Below are 18,120 nucleotides of genomic sequence, written 5' to 3'. Positions count from 1 at the left end.
TGTTGAAGCTAACCCACTAAAAAGCCCACCTAAGACGATAGATGGGTTAATGGCATGATTTATCCAAATGTTAATTAAAAGCCCCAAAATCGACAAAATCATCGGAATAAGGCTATTATCCACTTTAGGAACACTCGTCTTGATAACATAACCTATGCATAAACAAATCCCAACAATCACCGGAATACAATATTCACTTAAAAACGTTAAATCCATTAGTTCATCTCTCCTTTTAATTCTGATTTTTCTTTTTTGACTTCTAATACACTCTCTTTGACTAACTTAATCTCTGATACTAACTCATCTTTATAAAAGACTAAACCTGCAATTAAGAATCCATAGGCGGCATTCGTCACCATGAAATAACCTAATGCTAACCCCGCTATCAGTAACATCAAAGCGACATATTGCTTTTTAATCGGTGGCTCCCATTTATTTAGGAATAATCCTATTACAATTAAGATTCCTGTCAGTACTACATAATTTGATAATTCTAAGTACATTTGTTATCTCCTCATAATTAAAGGCCACTCATTAGAGTGACCTGCTTTCTATTTTTAGGAAATTAAAAACCACTCATTTCAGTGGTTCGTTTTTCTTCTTGTTCATCTTGTTTCCGTTGATAAGATTCAATGACTTCACTTGTCCATGCTGCCTGAATAATACTGAGGTGATAGTCAGCAAGTTGTAACTTGGCTATCTTATTAAATTCTCCAGGTGCAACCGTCGTTCTCCAGTTTTGTAAAACAACTTCCGTTCCATCGTCTTTGATGAGGACTTCTTGTTTCAAAATTTGAATAATTCCGTCCGGTGCAATATCTAAATTAATTTGTTCAACTATATTCATCATAAACTCCTCCTAAACTATTTTATAAGTGGCACTAAATGAAATCGTGATGTCGCCACCATTCATTGTTGCGCCTGTATCTAACCAAGCATACCAAATGTTATCAGCCGAAGGGGCACTGACCGCAAATCGAATAAAAGTATTTTGGGCATAAGCGACCGCACTTAATATTTTACTTCCTAGATTGATTCCTGCCGTTGGACCTAGTGTGAAGGTTACTTTCCCTCCACGTGGAGCGAAAGGCAATCCCCCAATCCGAAACTCTCCTGTCGCTCCATTTCGACTAGATGCGGATAGCGTTCCATAGACCGTTACCATATCCCCAATCCTCATATACGTTCCGGATTGTTCGGTATGGTTGAAAATTCCCTGATTAGATCCATAAGCACCAGGTGTCCATGAACCGGTTTCAACGATTAAATTCCCATTATCCCACACAGTGCGAGTTCCAACTTTTAAATGTGACTCAGCTATTAATTCAATCGGAATCTCTTGTTCACCTTGCTTCATCTGAAGTTTATTTGCCGTGCGAATATTACCATCCTGATTGCGTTTAACTAAGGTATGAGCATTTGCTTCAACATCTTCTGTAATGCCATTAAGTAATGCACTATCAGAGGCTTTATCGTTAATTCCTAATTTATTCTGTTGAACAAATTCGATGGTCTCCTTTAATCTTACCAATTCGGATTCATCAATTTTCTTTAACGCTTCCACTAAAGCTTGATTGTTTGTTTGTATATTTTGGTTCATGGATTCTGTCGTTTGACGAATACTTTCTGAAACAGATTCTTGTGTTTTGTTAATCAGGTCTTGAATAGCCTGCTCGTTTTTCTCAATGTTAGCGTCTACCTCTATGATCAGCTGGTGCAAAATCCGATATTCATTTTCGCTTTCAACGGCTTCCTCATTCCCAATACTAGGCTTTACTTTCACTTCGAATGCCCAAGTGCTCTCTAATTTGGATTCCTGATACATTTTAATTTGACACTGTAGCGTGCCAGCAACCGCCAAAGCCTGATTATGGAGAATCACCTCAGCCGTATTCCCACTGAAGGTTTCAATATTTTGATACACTTCTTTTTGATCAGGCTTTCTAACAACTAGCACTAATCTAGTATACGGAATATCAAAAGGCACTCCATTTTCTAAAAACGTCACATTTAATTGAGCGCTCTCTGTATCGTACTGTACAAACTCAGGTTCTTTATTGTTAATTTTTTGATACCTATCTAGTATCACTCCATATTGTCTAGGAGCATATGTACTCATCTTAATCTCCCACCTTTGCATATGTCTGCGCAAAACTTTGTTTCAGTTCAATTTGATTCGTTTCAATATTAATAAAAAATAGCTGAGGATAATCTTTAACTACTTGACTTACATCCACAACCAAGAAACTCCAAATCAGCTCATAATCTTGTTTTTCATCTCCGAAAATATCCATATCATGCACTCCGTCTGAAATCATTTTAATTTCACCGTTAAACTTTCGGTAGAAAATAGTCATTTTACTTTCGTGATACTCTATTGGTTCCATCTTCACCCTCCTTGCTAGGCAGTTAAAACCACCATAACCTTCAATTGTATTTGTTCAGGTTCGCCATTATCCCATAAAACATCGTCTCCTTTTTTAACCATAGATAATCCTTCTATTCTTCCACTCACCTGATATTGAGTCAAACTAGAACGATTCGCCCATACAGAAAAATTCTTTACGACAGAGATAGAATTATATTTACTAGGTGTAATCATAGCGACTGAACAAGAAGCATAAAACATTTTGTCCTGAAAGTCTTCTGGAACAGTGTAGATATAACTGAAATTTTTAGCCTGTGTTGCATTAAGACTATAAATATGCTCTGCAATATAAGTTAAATAGTGGTAGCCTTTTCCACTCTTTCCTCGATATCTGTATAATCCGTTTTTGGAAGCCTGTGTAAAAGTTCCATCTGTATGATGGAAGTTGATAAAGCCACCATCAAGATTGAAGTCAACAATATCATTAACAGATTTTATAGCGCCTGCTCGAATTAAATTAGCGTTGAGTATGCCAGCTGTAATCATGTTTGCGACAATAGCACCATCCATTGTCATAGCAGCTTCATAAGGGCCATTAATTCCATTTCTAGAATACCCTAAGCCATTAATATTCCATCTCCAAACCTTAACCGCCGTATTTAAATCATCCGTATCCATGATAAACAATTCTGAATTCGTTTTATAAACAAAACCACCCATAGCGTTCGTAATTAGATTAGTCGCGTTTTGTTTCGCTTTTTCTAATTCTGACTTAAAATGAGTGGTTTGATTTTTAACTTCTTCGGTCACACTTTCGACTATCGTAGATAAATTCTTTTTGAAAGTTCCTAATTCAATGGAATCATAATGATTCGTTATTAAATTTAACCTGTATTTAATGCACCTTGCAGTAACATGAATATCTAAAGGTTTATGGTAGACGATAACATCATCTCCAAGTCCTACAGTTTCTAAAAACTCAAATTGTTTATACTCTTCAGTTTGAGAAAGCGAAACAAAATTAATTTTATAATTAACACTCGGTTGATCCAGCTTTTGATCTTTGAAGACAGCCTCTGTTCTAGTTCTCATTACCTCAAAAGCTTCTTCTTCCGTTTCAAAACCACCATTATCTCCAAGTTCATCTGATTTTACTTTAATATCGGATAGTTCAAGTTCCTTAATAATAGGATGCGGAAATTGATGAATATTCTCAGAGTCTAGATATACCTCCGGCAACATTAACCCATCATAAGCAATAGGAATTAACCGAGTAGCAACAGTTGACATATCAATTTCAGCACTAAAACCTGTCATATTTTTGGTATAGGTGATTTTAAATCCTTTATTTTTCCCAACTCTCTCATTAATAGAAAAAAAGAAATTATCGCGATAAAGCTCGCCACCCCATCTATTAATAAACGCGTTGTCATCCGACCCCATGATAGCATTTAAAGCATTTTTTCTGACAATTCTTGCATTATTAATACTCAAAATGTCTGACGTAGCTGTGAATTTTGTTTCAAACGATAGTCGATTTAAAATTTGATTTAAAGCTAGTGCTCCACTCTTTTCTACGATATTCGTATCTAAAACATAGTTATCAGCCAAATCATAAAAGATATGAGTAGCGTAAATTCCTAAAGTCGTCATACCCGGTGTTACCTTTTGGATTCTGAATAATTGTTGGTTTGCTTTTATAATCCGATATTCCTCTACTTCTTTCCATTTTCCATAGTGATCATAAGGAATCGTTAAATGAAGTTGATAAACTCCATTTAACTCTTCTTCAATATAAGCGGTTATTGGATTTAAAATTGCTAAGCCATTATGAGTAAAGATATTTTCATCTGATTTATAAATACAAATCATCTATTTCCCTCCTAAATCCACTTCCAATTAGGAGTAATGACACAAGTAACCCCTTCTGGTAATTCTATCTCATTAAATCCAATATCAAACAATGGAAAACCACCAATCATCTTATCATTACGGTTAGCTCCACCTTTATGAGCAACTTCTAGTTCAGAATCTAATATCATATAGCCATCTAAAGTTAAAGTTATCTCTATCTCATTCACCCTAATAACCTGTACCCCATCTCCTATAATTTTTAAAATAGGTAAAGAGCTAATATTAGTATGATTATAGACTCTTGTTATCCCACTACCACACTTAATTGTCGATAATCCGTACTCATAGGCAAAAGGTTGACATTCAAAAGTTAATTTGAATGTCTTAAATCCGTTTGTAAAAACCTGTTCAAACGGAATAGCATTTTTAATACGTGCTAGGTAATACTTATCAGGCTCTCGCGATAACGTTAATTTTCCAGCACCACTTAACCATCTGATAATTTCACGTATTTTCTCGATACTAGAATCCATTAGGGTTAGCTCGAAATCCAATGTAAATGATTCATAACTGCCATAATCATGAGTTAAATGACCATGTCGACCGATTACCTCTATCTTTTCCATTCTGCGGTTAGGAGAAATAATCCCAGGATATTTATTAATGATTAAGTCAAATTCATCACTTGTCTTGTCGTTAAATGAAAACCACTGCATTATTTAACCCCCTTTGCCAATTGTTGTTGCTGCATGTAAAAGAATAACTCTTCGGCTAGTTGCTGAATATCCTCTTTCCGATTGTTAATAAACTGTTCAATCGTAAGATTAAATCCACCGAACATTTTTTGTGTTTCATCTGCGGTATGGACTTGACTTCCTTTTTTTAACTCCACCAACTCGGGTCCTTGTTCTCCCACTAAAGCCATATTACCCCAAACCTTAGAAGGTTGAAAATAATCTGTTCCTTTATATAACATTGGAATAGTTGGAATATTAAATCCCTTACCACCTAAACCAGGGACCCAATCAGGAATTTTAAATCCATTTAATCCTCCGATGACCGTATTCATTTTGCCGATAATCCAATTAAAAGCACTTTTAAAGCTAGTTTTAATGCTTTCAAGAGGATTTTCTAAAAACTTTTTAATGTTCTCTCCCATTGTTTCGAATGCCTTCTCAACGGGTTCAATAAACGTCTGATTAAACCATTCTAAAGCAGAGTTCCATTTACTTTTAACACCTTCCCAAGCTTCTGAAGCCTTGATTTGAATGGTGTCCCATAAATCGATAAAAAATGTTTTGATTGGGTCAACAATGTTAGAGTTAAACCATTCCCCAGCTTCCTTCCATTTATCTTGAATCCATTGCCAAGCCATGGCGCCGGCTTCCTTCACTTCATCCCAGTTTGTAATAAGTAAATAGATAATAGCAATTAAAGCACCGATCCCTAAAATAACAAGTGTAATTGGGTTTGTTAGAAAGGCAACTGCTGCACCGAATGCCGTTGTCACTCCTGTAGCAACCGTTTCAGCTGCGATCATTGCCCATAAAATCCCTTCTTGAATTACCATTGAGGCATTGGCTGCAATCGTCGCCCAGTTGTGAGCGATAACAAGTGCTGTTAAGATGCCTAACGCTATTCCTAACCATCCTAATGCTTCTTTATTGGCTAAAAATTCTGTTGTTAAATCTTTAACCCATTTCCACGTATCCTCAATTGAGATAATAAGTTCGCTCCACTTTTCAAGTCCAAATTGTTCTAATGTTTGGACTAAGGCCTCCTTAAAACTTCCTGTTTCGGCATAAGCTTGCGAAAAAGCTTCAATAACTGGTAACACTTTTTCTAGCAACTCTTTTAAAGCATTAAACACTTTTTCTGTTAATAACCCTGCTAATGTTTCTAAGTTATCTTTTAACGTCGACATCATTCCGCCAAACGTTTTAGACTGAGCATCCATTGCACCTTCCGTTGTTTCAGCCATGCTATCAATAGCAGAATTGTAAATATCAGCTGTCAACTTACCTTCCGATGCCATTTTTTTGACTTCAGCAACCGTTACTCCTACTTCATCCGCAATGGCTTGATAAATTGGAATCCCACGATCAGCAAGTATGTTTAAATCTTCAGTATAGGCATATCCAGCCTGTTGAACTTGAGAGAATTGTCGCGTTAACTCAACTAGGCTATCCTCTTGTACCCCAAAGGCTGAACCCATGTCGCCAATTTTAGTCAATGTTTCGAATACTGCGTCACCTTCATAACCAGCGTTATGAAGGTACTTAGCCATCTTGTCAACACCCATTTTTGAAAATGGTGTCTTAGCTGCAAATTCTTCAATGCGTTTTAACTGTTCAATAGCTTTATCTTGACTTCCGAGCAACGTTGTCCAGGTTGTTTCGGATTGCTCTTTTAATTTGTTGTATTCAATTCCAAGTGTTGCTACCTTTTTAGTAAAATCAACAACTTTTGTGACAACGAAGGCACCAGCTAATAAGCCACCAACTTTTTTAGCAACTCCACCTAATTCCGCTAACAAACCACCTGATTTTTTTGCTTCTTCTCCAGTTTTCGAAATACTCTTATTTGCTTTATCGTTATTAACATAAATAGATCCAAAAAGCTTAAAGATTTCCATTAGGAATCACCTCTTTTCGCTCTTTCTTCGATTTCTTCTGCTTTCGATAACCATTCTTCTTTACTAAATCTTTTTTCAATCTTAATACGTGGTCTAAGTCTTTCTTTTTTATACGCTTCGAACGATAAACTTTTTTTCATATTAGGAAGTTCCACTAGCCACTGCTGGAATAATCGTTCTTCTAATGATTTATCGTAAGCTTGATGAATAAAGTCAATTCCATACTCGTAATCAAATGCCATAATATAATCGATATTATGGTAACGACTTAGAATAAACTCTTCATCAACAACGCTATTTATCGAAGCGCTCCTTGAAAGAAACCCTTCCATTTTTCAACATCAGCTACTTGAAATAAAGATTCTACTAATGCAAATAACTCCATCTCTTTAACTTCATCTAATGTGACTTCAAATGGTCCTGATAAAAATTCATAAATTAATTTTTCAGATGTTTCGTCTGTTGCTCTTTCAAAAATGAGCATTAAAAGGTCAAATCCAACTTCTTCTTGCTTTTGGTCTGCCTTAATCCCTTCGGCGAATGTTTTTAAATCTTCTTTTATTCCCATTTTTCTAATTAAACGAGCCGCCTTAAATAAGTCACCTGTATTTAACTGTCGCATTTTGATCTCTCCTTTTTTATAAAAATAAAAAGAGGTCTAAGCCTCTTTGATTATGCAGTTGCATATGTAACACTCCACGGTTCATACTCCGCTGGACTATCTTCTTTATAACATCCAGTATAAGTTAATGCTGGTACAACTTCATCCTTATCTGTTAAAGTCCAATCAATATTCTCTAAATTAATGGCATTTTCAACTTTAATCACGACCTCTTTCCCTTTATCTGTCATTCCTACAAATTTAACGAAATCTTGATAGTCACTGTCTACAATTTTCCCTGTACCTGTCACAACCTTTTTACTATCAGAATCAGAAACTTTAAGCCCAGGATACATCTTCGGAAGATTTTCACCGATAATTTGTAGAGCATTCATAACCAATTTAGGCGTCGATTTATCAATGACGTTTCGCCCTTTAACAGGTCCTTTATCTCCATCAGCCTCAATTTGGCGAATTTCCCGTTCTACTGTAAATTGTCCTCCGCCTCGTGTAAGACCTATTGGTGTTTCTCCAATATAAAAAACACCTTCTCCTAAAAAAATTTCATGCGTTGCGCTTGCTCTCGCCATTTTCTCACTCCTCTTTAGTCAAAATAAATAATTGAACATTCGATTTGTCTTCGTTTTAGTGTCGAATCCTCATCAGGCAATGATCTTTTTCGCACCCCATAAATCCTTAATGACGGAATATCTTCTGGTAATAAGAATTTATGATTAATTGCATGGATGATAGTATCAGTTAATACTTCAATATTACTGCTATCGTCGGTCTTATCCCAAATATCAATGATAATTTCAATCTCACGCTTAGATATGTCCGTAATATCTGTAGATTCAAACTCAAATACTGCATAAGGATATAGAACATTCTTATTTGCTCGTTCATAGTAGGCTTTACACCCACATTCTTCGATAAGAGATTTAAAAATCGTCCTGATTTTAAGTGTTCTACTCACCATCAGCTCCTCCTTTATATTCTTTATCGCGTATAATGGCAAGCGCTCTTGCTTCACTTTCGAGTGCACTTAAATACTGAGATTGAATCTTCACAATCATCGGAATATTAGTCTTTACTGATTTTTGAAGAAGCCCTAATTTTTTAGTCTTACTACTTCCTAACTCCTGAAATAGACCATAAAATCCATTGGGTTTTATCCCAACTTGTAGATTGTTTTCACGTTTTCGAACCCAATATTGAGTGGCACGACCCACGCGCCGTTTTCTTCGTCTAAAAGTAGAATAATAGTTCTTTCTGAATCGGTTACAAACATATTTCCCTGTATCTCGTAATGCGGCTCTAGTAAGTTCTCTTAATGTGTATTTGGTTCTATCCACGTTATCAATAAAAGTGATTCCATTTTTGTTATTCATTCGGACGACACTTTTAGGCATTGCCATGATTAACACCTTTAGTTAACGTTAATTCAATTCTTTCTTTTGATGTTTCATATGTACGAAGAACACTATACTCTTCCTCGTTAAATTTCACATATTCTTGTCCATCATAGTCAGATAACATGAGTTCAAGAATGAGTGTTGGTTTTAATCCAACAGCCTGAGCTTGATAAAATTCACTTTGACGAATTGACTTTTTATTGCAGTAAACTAATTGACTGTAAACCATCGTATCATAAATATCACCACATTGATTTTCTACCACTTCAACGTGTCCAAGATAGGCAATATCATTCCACATTATTATAATCACCACACAATGATAATTTTTCTTTTAAAATCTCATAAGATTTCTGATACTTCTCTGAATCTTTATTATCCAGTCCGAAGTTTGCTTTGCAATATAAAATAATTGCACGTTTAATGAGTGGATCAGCCTCATCTGTTTTGGCCACTCCGGCGATAAGTAAATCCATCTTCGCTGATTCAATTAAATCCGTTAACTCTGAATCGAATTTGTCATTTATAATTCGGACTGATGATTTTACACTCTGTAACATTTAATCATGTCCTTTCTTACAAGTACAAAGGGCACTACTTAGTAGCACCCTTAGCCATTTCCTTGTTAGCCGTCATTATTCTGCATTCATATAACCTTTAGCTTTTAAAGCGGATAATATTTCATTAATTTTAGCCTTTAAAGACGCTCCATCCTCAGCAGAAACATCTTCTATTCTATCCATTTTTTGAATAACAGCATCCGCACCTTTAGGACCTGCGGGTCCTCGTTCTCCTGTGTCTCCTTTAGGGCCTACTGGACCTTGTGGCCCGGTTTCCCCTCTTTGAGCTTTCGCTTCAATTCTATCTTCGATGGAATTTAATAATGCGGCTGTGATTAATTCGCCATCTTCCCAAGTATGCTTTGCCATCGTCATCACCTATTTCACTTTAAATTTTATTTACTTGGTGCAACCATAGCTTTTCCTACAGAAGGATCACTCCCTTCGATTACGCTGACTTTTTTAATAACGCAAATGCTTTCGTTGTTAATACATCTCCATCAACAATAGCGTATGTCATATAATCTGTAGCGCGTGGCTTAACGTGATCTTCTTGATATAATGTCACATTCTCATTAATATTCATGGCATAACCTCTTGAAACATTACCTAATAATAGTTCGTCATCTGCCATCACATCTTCTTCTTTAACGATGACACTTAAAATTCGCCCAACTCCGCCATTAGTTACATCTGGAATAAATAGTGGTCGGCCATTAGCATCAACAATATTAGCTAACTGATTCCAAATCGTCGTGTTATTAGCGTAAATAACCGCTCCAGTTAAGTACCCTGATTTAATTTTAGATATTAACTTCGTCAAATCCGCGTATTTAATATTCGTATCAAATTCAACCACTTGTGGCGTTGAACCCTCTCCCTCTAAAGTTGGAATAATCCCTTTAGGCTGAGGCTTATGTTCAGAAGCACTAGGTTTTCCTTTTCCTTTCAAAATACCAAACGCTAATGCACGAGCCATTTTTTCTGCTAAATGCGTAATAATATATTGTTGATATGCTTCAATAGACATTTTTTTCATTTTCCATGAGACACGAATAGATTTAACTAACTCACATCCAGTTAATGATAGTGTTCCAAACGCTGTATCTGCATCTGTACTCTCTGTTTTTTCATCAACCCACTCTGCATCCGTTCCTTCTGTTTCTTCTTTGATAATCGTCAAATCTCCTTTAACATAAGTAGGACGAACATCTGCAAAAATAGGATGTAACTCTCCAATTTCTTTCCAAATTCCCTCTTTAATTGTTTCAGGAATTAAAACTTGATGTTCCTCTGTGGTTTGAGTAGCATTACGGAATTTATCATTTACCGAATTAAATACGTTCAATTCTTCACTATTTAGAGTAGTTCCCATCAAAGTTTTCATAAATGCCGTATTATAAACTTCTTTTTCATCCTTAACCATTGACCCAAGTCCTGTAGAACCTAATATTCCTTGTGGAATGACCGAAGCTGTTAAGCTCGAAATATTTTTAACGACTCCATTTCCTCGTAATGCATTTAAGTTTGCTTGTGCTTTAGCAGAGTCTTCAAATGTTTGATCTAATTCCTCTACCTCTTTCATTTTAGCTTCTGCCTCTTTCACTTTTCCTTCTTCTAAGAAATTTTCAGCTTCTACAATCATCTGATTACGTTTATTTAAATACTGTTCTTTATTCATGGATATTTCCACCTTTCAGTTTTAATAGTTTTAAATGTGCTTGAATTTTTTCTGCTTTTTCATCTGTTTTACTAATTGGAATCATCTGTTGATTCTTTGCGAAATTTTTTAAGAACTCACTTGAACAAGCTACTGCTTGATGCCCTCGTTCAATTTCGATATTAAAATACTTTGATGCTTTCTCACTCGACATAAAGGTCTCTTCATTAACCATTTGTTCAATCTCTTCTGGATTCACTCCTGGTCGTAAATTATCCCTATACACTTGCATAATACACTCTTGAATGACATCTAAGTCCTGCGCCATCTTTCTAAAGTCATCAGCATTGTATCCACCCCATAGTGCAAATAATGGTTTGTGAATCATAAATGTTGAACCAGTTCTCATAATCACACGATCTCCTGCTAAAGCGATAACTGATGCAATAGAACCAGCTAATCCGTCAACATAGACTGTCGTCTTCCCTTCATGGCGCTTAATCATGTTATAGATTGTCATTCCAGCAAATACTGAACCACCACCAGAGTTAATGTATATATTTAAATCTTTTCCTTTAGCTTTATCCATGCATTTTTTGACTGATTCTGGGTATTGGTCGGTGTCGTCCCATGCGCCCCACCATGATGATACGATGTCGCCATAAAAATAGAGGTCAGCTGCACTCTCCGTTACATTCTTGACCTCTAGAAATTGATTTAAATTTTCATTCATTAGCTTTCACCCCCTTTCAAGTCATCTTTGTTGTCACCACCATCACCAACAACTGCTGTATCAAGTCGGCGAATTGGTTTATTTCCACCTTCAATAGGCCCCATTCCTAAAATTCGTCGCCATTCATTTGGTAACATGGCTCCACGATCGACCAGTTGGACTAATTGAAGTTTGGTAGTCATAGAAGCATACTGTAAGTTTGATGATTCAAAGATGATTTTGTTACCAAAACCACGTTCTCTTCGAGTAAATAATCTTCGAGTATACTCATTAGATAGTTGTAAGGCATCTGGTTCAATTTCGCTCTCGTAATAAGCATTCCATTCATTCTCATCATAATCACTTTTTACAATCTTATCGTTTGTGTTAAAGAATGAGTAGAGCCTATCTTTAGTCCGATCCATGACCGCCGCATTAGGCACATAATCTTTTGGATCTACTTGTTTAGCATCAAATTTAGCATCCGTCGCAGCTGCTCCACCAGTTTCTCCATCTATCTGCAAATAATCTTTAACAAAATCTTTTGTTTGCTTTTTGATATCATCTGGCCGTAACGCTTGATGGAATTTCAATAACCATTTCACTACGCTACTATTTTTAATTGCTTTAACAATGCTTTGGTCTGTTGTTGTCACAACTTCCATTAATGGAATCAACGCATCATGAGGCTTATCACCAAAAATATCGTTATTAGCAAAGTCACGTCGTAGGTGAATGATATCGCTGTATGGATAAGTACAGATTTTTCCTTTCTTTAACGTACATTTTAGATATAAAAATCCGTATTTATCGTAAATTGCTTCAACAAATGTTGCTGGCACAGGATACAATTCAACAGGATATCCATTCTCATCACGATGAATATAGATGAACGCATTATTATTCAACATCAATTGTGTAATGACCTTTTCTTGTAGCATTTGCCCACTCATATACGGATTAGGCTCTTCTAACAAAAATCTCATGTAGGCATCAGGATTAATTTTTAATCCTTTTTCATCTTCGCGTACATGAGTGGCAATTAACTTCCCGATGGCCTTTGCTTTAGGACGTATGCAAGCACGAATGATGTCAGACTTGTATAAATCACCATTAAAGGAATAAAAACCTGTTCCTGCTTCCGTCATCATTTCAAATCGAGAGACTGTCACATTTTTATTAAAAACAGTTTTAACTTTATCCATAATTCCCATACTTCCACCTCCTCCCTAAATCATGTTCATATATTCATCATAGTGACGTTCTAGTGTAACATAAGCATTTAATAGTCCTGCCGTTCCATCAATACGACGTCTTGATGAGTTTCCTTTTGCTGGCTGAATATTGTTGTTTTTATCAACCTCAACCGATGTATTGGTTAGACACCATTTAAGAATTGGATGATTATCGTAAATAATTTTTTTCGAGCTCAAATCAGCTCCTAACGATTTCATAGGTCCTGATAAAGTCTTTTTGCCTTGAATAACAGGTTCCATGCACTCTTTACCAAAATTATTTTTCATCTCCTCAACCCAATAGGTAGCCGACCAGCTATCATAACCAATCCATGGCAAGTAAATATCATATTCATTTTGAATCTCTAAAAACCATTCAGTTACAAATTTATAATGTACTTTGTTCCCAGGCGTTGTTCGTAGTAATCCTAAATCACACCAAATATCGTAAGGAATTTTATCTTCCTTTGTTCGTTGTTCTAGCAAATCTTCCGGAAGCCAGTACATTTGCTTAACATAGATATTCGAATCACCAGGCAACATAAAAATGACCGTCGCATTTGTTAAGTCGGTTGTCGTTGATAGGTCGGCTCCACCAATCCCATAACGAGGCTTTAACAATGTAAGGTCATATTTAGTCGTATTATTAATTTGTTCAAACGTTAACCATGCTTCATTTGAAGTTTCACGAATATTAAAGTCTTTACATAGCAAATTTTTAACTAAAAGCGGATTTGCCTTCGCTTTTTCCACTTTAGCTTTTAGCTGATTCACATTTTTTATCGTTCCTAGTCCAGGATTAGCCTTTTGCCAACAATTAGGGTCTGTCCATTCTTTGCGATGATCTAACTCATAAATAATTGGTAATACTCGTTCATCGACATATTCACCCGAATCATAGCCATTGATGATACGTTCACACTCATCATACTTGATATCAAAAATTCCTTCTCGCACAGTTCCGGCGGTTGTCGTAATGATTGAGATTGGTTGTTCACGCGCCGTCATTCCATCGACAATAACATCGTAAAGGTTCTTATCTTCAATGGCATGCAATTCATCGATAACCGAACAATGTACGTTTAATCCATCAAGTGTATTTGAATCACTAGATAGTGGCTTAAATACACCATCATTGAAATCTGAAACAATTTCAGCGACTAAACAACGCATACGCTTAGATAATACTGGTGATTTCTTCACCATACGCTTAGCTTCAGACCAAACGATTTTCGCCTGGTCTTTTTTTGTTGCCGCACTCACACACTCAGGTCCAGGTTCTCCATCCGCCATTTGCATATATAAAGCGATGGCGCTTGCCCACGCCGATTTCCCATTTTTACGGGCAACAATTAAAACAAACTCACGATATTTTCTAACACCGTCGATTTTATGAACAAATCCAAATAAGGCAGCAGTCATGGCACGTTGCCACAATTCCATAATGAATGGTTTCCCCCCCATCTTACCCTTCGAATGTTTACAAAAATTCTCTACAAACTCTATTGCATGGTTTGCGCGTTTGGGATCGTATTCCCATTCACTCATTTCATCGTCTAAGTCGTGAACTAATTTTTGATAAACTCGCTTAACTTTTACACTAACCGTTACTTTTTTTAAGATTATTTCGTCATAATAAAGTCGAATTGGATTGTAATCTAAGTCATATTTAATCATCGTGAGTTAACAAACTCCTCAAATCCATCTGATTTCTCTTTGACTGGAACATGTTCAATATGATCGCTTAATTGCTTCATAATCTTCTGGTAATTTCCGTTTAGTGTAGTATATAGGCGAGCCACTGGACGTTCACGTTCATACGGCGCTTGCTTATCTGATTGACTGAACATTTCAACATATCCATTCTCCAATAAGTCTTTTTCGTAGTCTTCAAGCTGAATTTTCATATAAGCAGCACGTTGAATTAAGGGTTCTAAAAACTTTTTTTCTTTTGTGCTTAACTTTGTGAAAATCGCTTTAAGTCTTTTTATCTCTACATTAATTCGCCCTTCTTTCGTTTCATCCAAATAAATTACTCCTTTCATTTTTACTTTTTGGGGAGGGGGGGCTCGTGCGCGACACGTGTGTTTTACAAGGGCCCCACTCCGACGGTCTCCCTAGGGGTCGCTTGAAAAAAATTATGGGGGGGGTTATGCTTCATAGTTGGAAAACCATTTATCAATTATTTTGATTTGTAAATCTTTATCTATTTGATGTGTATCATTCATTGCTCTATCTATGCACTCATGTACTGTAGCTTGGCAATAGATTAACTTTGCGTTTAATCTAGATGCTAGTCTATGCCGCTCTTCTTTTCTAGGTAATGATGCTATCACCCATATATTTTTAGCATCTATATCTCTTGATTCTATCTTGTCATACAACATATCTCTAACATCAAAAGCAATCGGCATTATGTTGTCTCCTAGCTCTCCTTTACCTCTAAACGTTAGAGCATACTTAATGTAATCTAAGTCAACTACTAAATCACCATCTTGCATATGTTCTTTAACATATGTTGTCTTACCTGATGCTGGAGCTCCATACACGATATATACCTCTTGACTAACTAATTCACCCTCATTATTAAAGTAGCATCCATTTTCAACTATTCGTTTAGGTTTACTATTGTTAAATCCAGGATTAGTTTTCTCATGTTCTTTAAAATGACAGTCCTTGCACAGCAAGATTAGGTTATCTTCACCATAAACAATGTCAGGATCATCTATATTCGATGGCCTCAAAAATATCTTGTGATGAACTTCTTCTCCTGGTGACCCACATTTCTGGCATATACCATCATACTTTTTAAAGATATAATTTCTTGTTTGTTTCCACGCCTTACCTCTATAGATGTGCTTAGAAAACTCTCTCGCCACCTTATCACCTCACTTTATTGCATGAAAAAACACACGTCGGGGGAACGTGTGCTTATTGGGATGAATTTGTAAGATTACTGATGTGTTATCAAGACATCAATCTTTTTTAGGGTAGTGCTTGCGACTGGATTTGCACCAGTTTCTTTTGGGTTGCTTTACTACATAAGCTACACAAGCATATTGCCTAGAGCGAAACGCTCTAAGCGGTGAAAAAATTAAACAAAGGAGGTTATCACTGATGGCTATGAACTCACATCAATCAACTTTAAAACGTATCGTACTTGGTGCCCTTTCGGGCATATTTGGTGCTTCCTACAGGATTCGAACCTGTGGTCAATCGGTTATGAGCCGATAGCTTTAACCATCTAAGCTAAGGAAGCATTTCACCGAGGTTTTACCCTCGGCTCTTAGTAGGGCTTACTCGTGAGCTTTTAGCATCACGGCGTACTTAACTATGTGAGTAATTGAATACATGCCGCTCTCTTCCGTCGTAATCGACACTATCATAATAACTTATTTTTGGGCGAAAATTTCACAATCAAATCACAAATAATTCACAAAAAAATCACACGACTTCTTTATATAGCATTTCTAACTCGGATTCTGCATACTTTATCTTCTTTGTGACGGTATTAACGCTTATTCCTAACGCTATTTCTATCGCTGTATTGCCTTTATTTCGTATATGTCTTAATAGCATGGCATCACATTCTAATTCATGTGTAGTTCTAATCAACTCTAGTGCTTTCTCAACCCTTGCTATTTCAGGCTTTATAACTTCTAACTCCATTTCGATTAACTTTTTCTTTTCGATTCGGTCCCAATACATATCTTCGAGACCTCCTCCACTACCACCCTGATCTTGACTACAATCAGTAACTTTGATTGGTACTCGGTTATCAATGCTTTTCAAATCATATTCAAGCATCGCCACTCTTTTTAAGTTTTGCGAATATCTTCTTAATATCTCCTTTGCTGTCACACTCTCACACCTTCAACCATACTTTTTAATTTATCTAATTTCTTTGCCTTCCATAACTCTACCTCTATCGGACAATTATGAATATACTTCAATTGCTCTAACATGATTTCCACATCTGCAATTTCTTCTGCTAGGTTATCTCTATTATCCTTTCCTCTAGCTCTCTTAGATATCGCTTGGAGTAATTCTCCTATCTCTTCTATGGCCACCATTTGTTGAAGGTCTGCTCCAAACATTTCAACTACTTTTCTGCAAATCGCACTATCGCTAGTTGTCATCACACTCTCACCTCAAATCGTCCTTTCTCCATCTTCTCTTTCACCAATAAAATGCCATTCAACGTATTGTCTAAAAATAGTAACTTTGTCTAGTTTTAAACACTTTTCCAATTCCTTTGCCATTTCATAGGCTTCACTATCTGTTGTAACAGTTTCATATGTTCGATTTTCGGCCCTTCGGTCTTTAAACGTGAATAAATAATTATCTCTTCTTCCCTCTCTAAAATTCTTTTTCATTTTATAATTATCCCTTTCAATTTAAATATATTATTTGATTCGATATTAATTATTTACTACAATATTCCTATAATTAAAAAATATAGGAGGTTTAAAAATGGATAAAAAAATGATTGGTATATTTTTTTGTTTAATGGCATTATTTTCACTAGGAATTAAATATATATCAATGGCAATTATAAGTAATAGCTACGGTACAGCAGGATATAACTTTTTTAATGAAAATATATACACCGCGTTCCCTTTTTTAACATTTTTATTTATTTTTTTCCTATCAATTGGTTTTATTACATTTTTTATCAAAAAATAAAATATTTCTTCTATTAACGCTTATCCAGTAAATTATCACATATTATCTAGCTGTTTTTGTTCATACTCTAAGCGCGGGCTTATCTTCACACTAAAAATAACAATTTCGATTGAAAAAGGAGGGAACCAGTCTATTCTGTTTGCCTTTTTTTCTTTTCTACCAACAGTTCCAAATAGACGACTGAAGAAAGACAACAAATACTTTGAATAAATCTGAAACTACTAGACATGTAATCAAAGGTCCTAAATAGCCCCTCACAATTCTCCTCCTATATTCTTAATTCTTTAATCGCCACTTCATTTAGTTTAATTGCTATAATCTTATATTTATCCTCAAACGTCTTATGTCCTATGTTGTGGCACTCATTGTGGTGCACTCGACATAACGCAATAAA

Annotated in this window: 27 protein-coding genes and 1 tRNA gene; 1 reads left to right on the top strand and 27 read right to left on the bottom strand. The window is 35.8% G+C overall.

The annotated features are described in order from the left end of the window. The 26 genes from QWC74_RS13365 to QWC74_RS13240 all read right to left on the bottom strand — a co-directional run. The coding region (locus QWC74_RS13365) for a phage holin family protein (RefSeq protein WP_288994215.1) at positions 1–216 on the bottom strand (216 nt) is incomplete at its 3' end. Continuing rightward, on the bottom strand, positions 216–503 hold the full coding sequence (locus tag QWC74_RS13360; RefSeq protein WP_288994213.1) for a hypothetical protein: 288 nt from the start codon (positions 501–503) through the stop codon (positions 216–218). The genes QWC74_RS13365 and QWC74_RS13360, both read right to left, overlap by 1 nt. Before the next feature lie 62 nt (positions 504–565). After that, positions 566–847 (bottom strand): hypothetical protein, encoded by a 282-nt coding sequence (locus QWC74_RS13355; RefSeq protein ID WP_155222852.1) that lies wholly within the window; start codon positions 845–847, stop codon positions 566–568. A gap of 12 nt (positions 848–859) precedes the next feature. After that, the gene (locus tag QWC74_RS13350; RefSeq protein WP_288994212.1) at positions 860–2,119 is read right to left on the bottom strand and encodes a BppU family phage baseplate upper protein; all 1,260 of its coding nucleotides are present in this window, start codon (positions 2,117–2,119) and stop codon (positions 860–862) included. Position 2,120: 1 nt separating this feature from the next. After that, a complete protein-coding gene (locus QWC74_RS13345) occupies positions 2,121–2,387 on the bottom strand; it encodes a hypothetical protein (RefSeq protein ID WP_155222854.1) in 267 nt (88 codons plus the stop codon). A gap of 14 nt (positions 2,388–2,401) precedes the next feature. Then, positions 2,402–4,240 (bottom strand): phage tail spike protein, encoded by a 1,839-nt coding sequence (locus QWC74_RS13340; RefSeq protein WP_155222855.1) that lies wholly within the window; start codon positions 4,238–4,240, stop codon positions 2,402–2,404. 11 nt (positions 4,241–4,251) lie between these two features. Next, positions 4,252–4,938 (bottom strand): distal tail protein Dit, encoded by a 687-nt coding sequence (locus QWC74_RS13335; RefSeq protein ID WP_155222856.1) that lies wholly within the window; start codon positions 4,936–4,938, stop codon positions 4,252–4,254. After that, on the bottom strand, positions 4,938–6,857 hold the full coding sequence (locus QWC74_RS13330) for a tape measure protein (protein ID WP_155222857.1): 1,920 nt from the start codon (positions 6,855–6,857) through the stop codon (positions 4,938–4,940). The genes QWC74_RS13335 and QWC74_RS13330 overlap by 1 nt, the downstream gene beginning before the upstream one ends. Then, entirely contained in the window at positions 6,857–7,189 is a 333-nt protein-coding gene (locus QWC74_RS13325) for a hypothetical protein (protein WP_155222858.1), read from the bottom strand. The genes QWC74_RS13330 and QWC74_RS13325 overlap by 1 nt, the downstream gene beginning before the upstream one ends. Beyond that, a complete protein-coding gene (locus tag QWC74_RS13320; RefSeq protein WP_155222859.1) occupies positions 7,156–7,479 on the bottom strand; it encodes a hypothetical protein in 324 nt (107 codons plus the stop codon). The genes QWC74_RS13325 and QWC74_RS13320 overlap by 34 nt, the downstream gene beginning before the upstream one ends. 50 nt (positions 7,480–7,529) lie before the next feature. Beyond that, positions 7,530–8,048, bottom strand: a complete 519-nt coding sequence (locus QWC74_RS13315; RefSeq protein ID WP_155222860.1) for a hypothetical protein — start codon at positions 8,046–8,048, stop codon at positions 7,530–7,532. A 14-nt stretch (positions 8,049–8,062) separates the two neighbouring features. After that, positions 8,063–8,434, bottom strand: a complete 372-nt coding sequence (locus QWC74_RS13310; protein WP_155222861.1) for a hypothetical protein — start codon at positions 8,432–8,434, stop codon at positions 8,063–8,065. After that, positions 8,427–8,876: a hypothetical protein gene (locus QWC74_RS13305; protein ID WP_155222862.1), complete on the bottom strand. Its 450-nt coding sequence runs from the start codon at positions 8,874–8,876 to the stop codon at positions 8,427–8,429. The genes QWC74_RS13310 and QWC74_RS13305 overlap by 8 nt, the downstream gene beginning before the upstream one ends. Next, a complete protein-coding gene (locus tag QWC74_RS13300; RefSeq protein ID WP_155222863.1) occupies positions 8,863–9,174 on the bottom strand; it encodes a hypothetical protein in 312 nt (103 codons plus the stop codon). Before QWC74_RS13300 ends, QWC74_RS13305 begins: the two co-directional genes overlap by 14 nt. Then, positions 9,164–9,433 (bottom strand): head-tail connector protein, encoded by a 270-nt coding sequence (locus QWC74_RS13295; protein WP_155222864.1) that lies wholly within the window; start codon positions 9,431–9,433, stop codon positions 9,164–9,166. The genes QWC74_RS13300 and QWC74_RS13295 overlap by 11 nt, the downstream gene beginning before the upstream one ends. A 75-nt stretch (positions 9,434–9,508) precedes the next feature. Further along, on the bottom strand, positions 9,509–9,802 hold the full coding sequence (locus QWC74_RS13290; RefSeq protein ID WP_288994205.1) for a hypothetical protein: 294 nt from the start codon (positions 9,800–9,802) through the stop codon (positions 9,509–9,511). Between the two features lie 79 nt (positions 9,803–9,881). Continuing rightward, entirely contained in the window at positions 9,882–11,114 is a 1,233-nt protein-coding gene (locus tag QWC74_RS13285) for a phage major capsid protein (protein WP_155222865.1), read from the bottom strand. After that, complete coding sequence (locus QWC74_RS13280) at positions 11,107–11,826, bottom strand: head maturation protease, ClpP-related (protein WP_155222866.1); 720 nt, start codon at positions 11,824–11,826, stop codon at positions 11,107–11,109. Before QWC74_RS13280 ends, QWC74_RS13285 begins: the two co-directional genes overlap by 8 nt. Beyond that, the gene (locus QWC74_RS13275; RefSeq protein ID WP_288994203.1) at positions 11,826–13,019 is read right to left on the bottom strand and encodes a phage portal protein; all 1,194 of its coding nucleotides are present in this window, start codon (positions 13,017–13,019) and stop codon (positions 11,826–11,828) included. Before QWC74_RS13275 ends, QWC74_RS13280 begins: the two co-directional genes overlap by 1 nt. Positions 13,020–13,034: 15 nt before the next feature. After that, entirely contained in the window at positions 13,035–14,717 is a 1,683-nt protein-coding gene (locus QWC74_RS13270; protein ID WP_155222867.1) for a terminase large subunit, read from the bottom strand. Continuing rightward, the gene (locus tag QWC74_RS13265; protein ID WP_288994201.1) at positions 14,714–15,067 is read right to left on the bottom strand and encodes a hypothetical protein; all 354 of its coding nucleotides are present in this window, start codon (positions 15,065–15,067) and stop codon (positions 14,714–14,716) included. Before QWC74_RS13265 ends, QWC74_RS13270 begins: the two co-directional genes overlap by 4 nt. Positions 15,068–15,190: 123 nt before the next feature. Continuing rightward, positions 15,191–15,919, bottom strand: coding sequence for an HNH endonuclease (locus QWC74_RS13260; protein ID WP_288994199.1), 729 nt, complete (start codon positions 15,917–15,919; stop codon positions 15,191–15,193). Positions 15,920–16,222: 303 nt separating this feature from the next. Beyond that, a tRNA-Ile gene (locus QWC74_RS13255) sits at positions 16,223–16,299 on the bottom strand. 185 nt (positions 16,300–16,484) lie between these two features. Continuing rightward, positions 16,485–16,901, bottom strand: a complete 417-nt coding sequence (locus QWC74_RS13250; protein ID WP_288994197.1) for a hypothetical protein — start codon at positions 16,899–16,901, stop codon at positions 16,485–16,487. After that, positions 16,898–17,179 carry a MazG nucleotide pyrophosphohydrolase domain-containing protein gene (locus tag QWC74_RS13245; protein ID WP_155223201.1) on the bottom strand — a complete coding sequence of 94 codons (282 nt, stop codon included), beginning with the start codon at positions 17,177–17,179 and terminating at the stop codon, positions 16,898–16,900. Before QWC74_RS13245 ends, QWC74_RS13250 begins: the two co-directional genes overlap by 4 nt. Positions 17,180–17,191: 12 nt before the next feature. Continuing rightward, complete coding sequence (locus QWC74_RS13240; RefSeq protein WP_288994196.1) at positions 17,192–17,416, bottom strand: hypothetical protein; 225 nt, start codon at positions 17,414–17,416, stop codon at positions 17,192–17,194. A 97-nt stretch (positions 17,417–17,513) separates the two neighbouring features. Here QWC74_RS13240 and QWC74_RS13235 point away from each other — a divergent pair, with 97 nt between their 5' ends. After that, positions 17,514–17,726: a hypothetical protein gene (locus tag QWC74_RS13235; RefSeq protein WP_155223199.1), complete on the top strand. Its 213-nt coding sequence runs from the start codon at positions 17,514–17,516 to the stop codon at positions 17,724–17,726. A 268-nt stretch (positions 17,727–17,994) separates the two neighbouring features. Here QWC74_RS13235 and QWC74_RS14870 read toward each other — a convergent pair whose 3' ends face one another. Further along, a complete protein-coding gene (locus QWC74_RS14870) occupies positions 17,995–18,117 on the bottom strand; it encodes a putative HNHc nuclease (RefSeq protein WP_353888933.1) in 123 nt (40 codons plus the stop codon). Between the last annotated feature and the right edge of the window lie 3 nt (positions 18,118–18,120).

Source organism: uncultured Turicibacter sp. (assembly GCF_938044715.1).
Classification (GTDB): domain Bacteria; phylum Bacillota_I; class Bacilli_A; order MOL361; family Turicibacteraceae; genus Turicibacter; species Turicibacter sanguinis.
The sequence above is the reverse complement of the archived record's forward strand: the minus strand, read 5'-3'. Positions and strand labels throughout refer to the sequence as shown.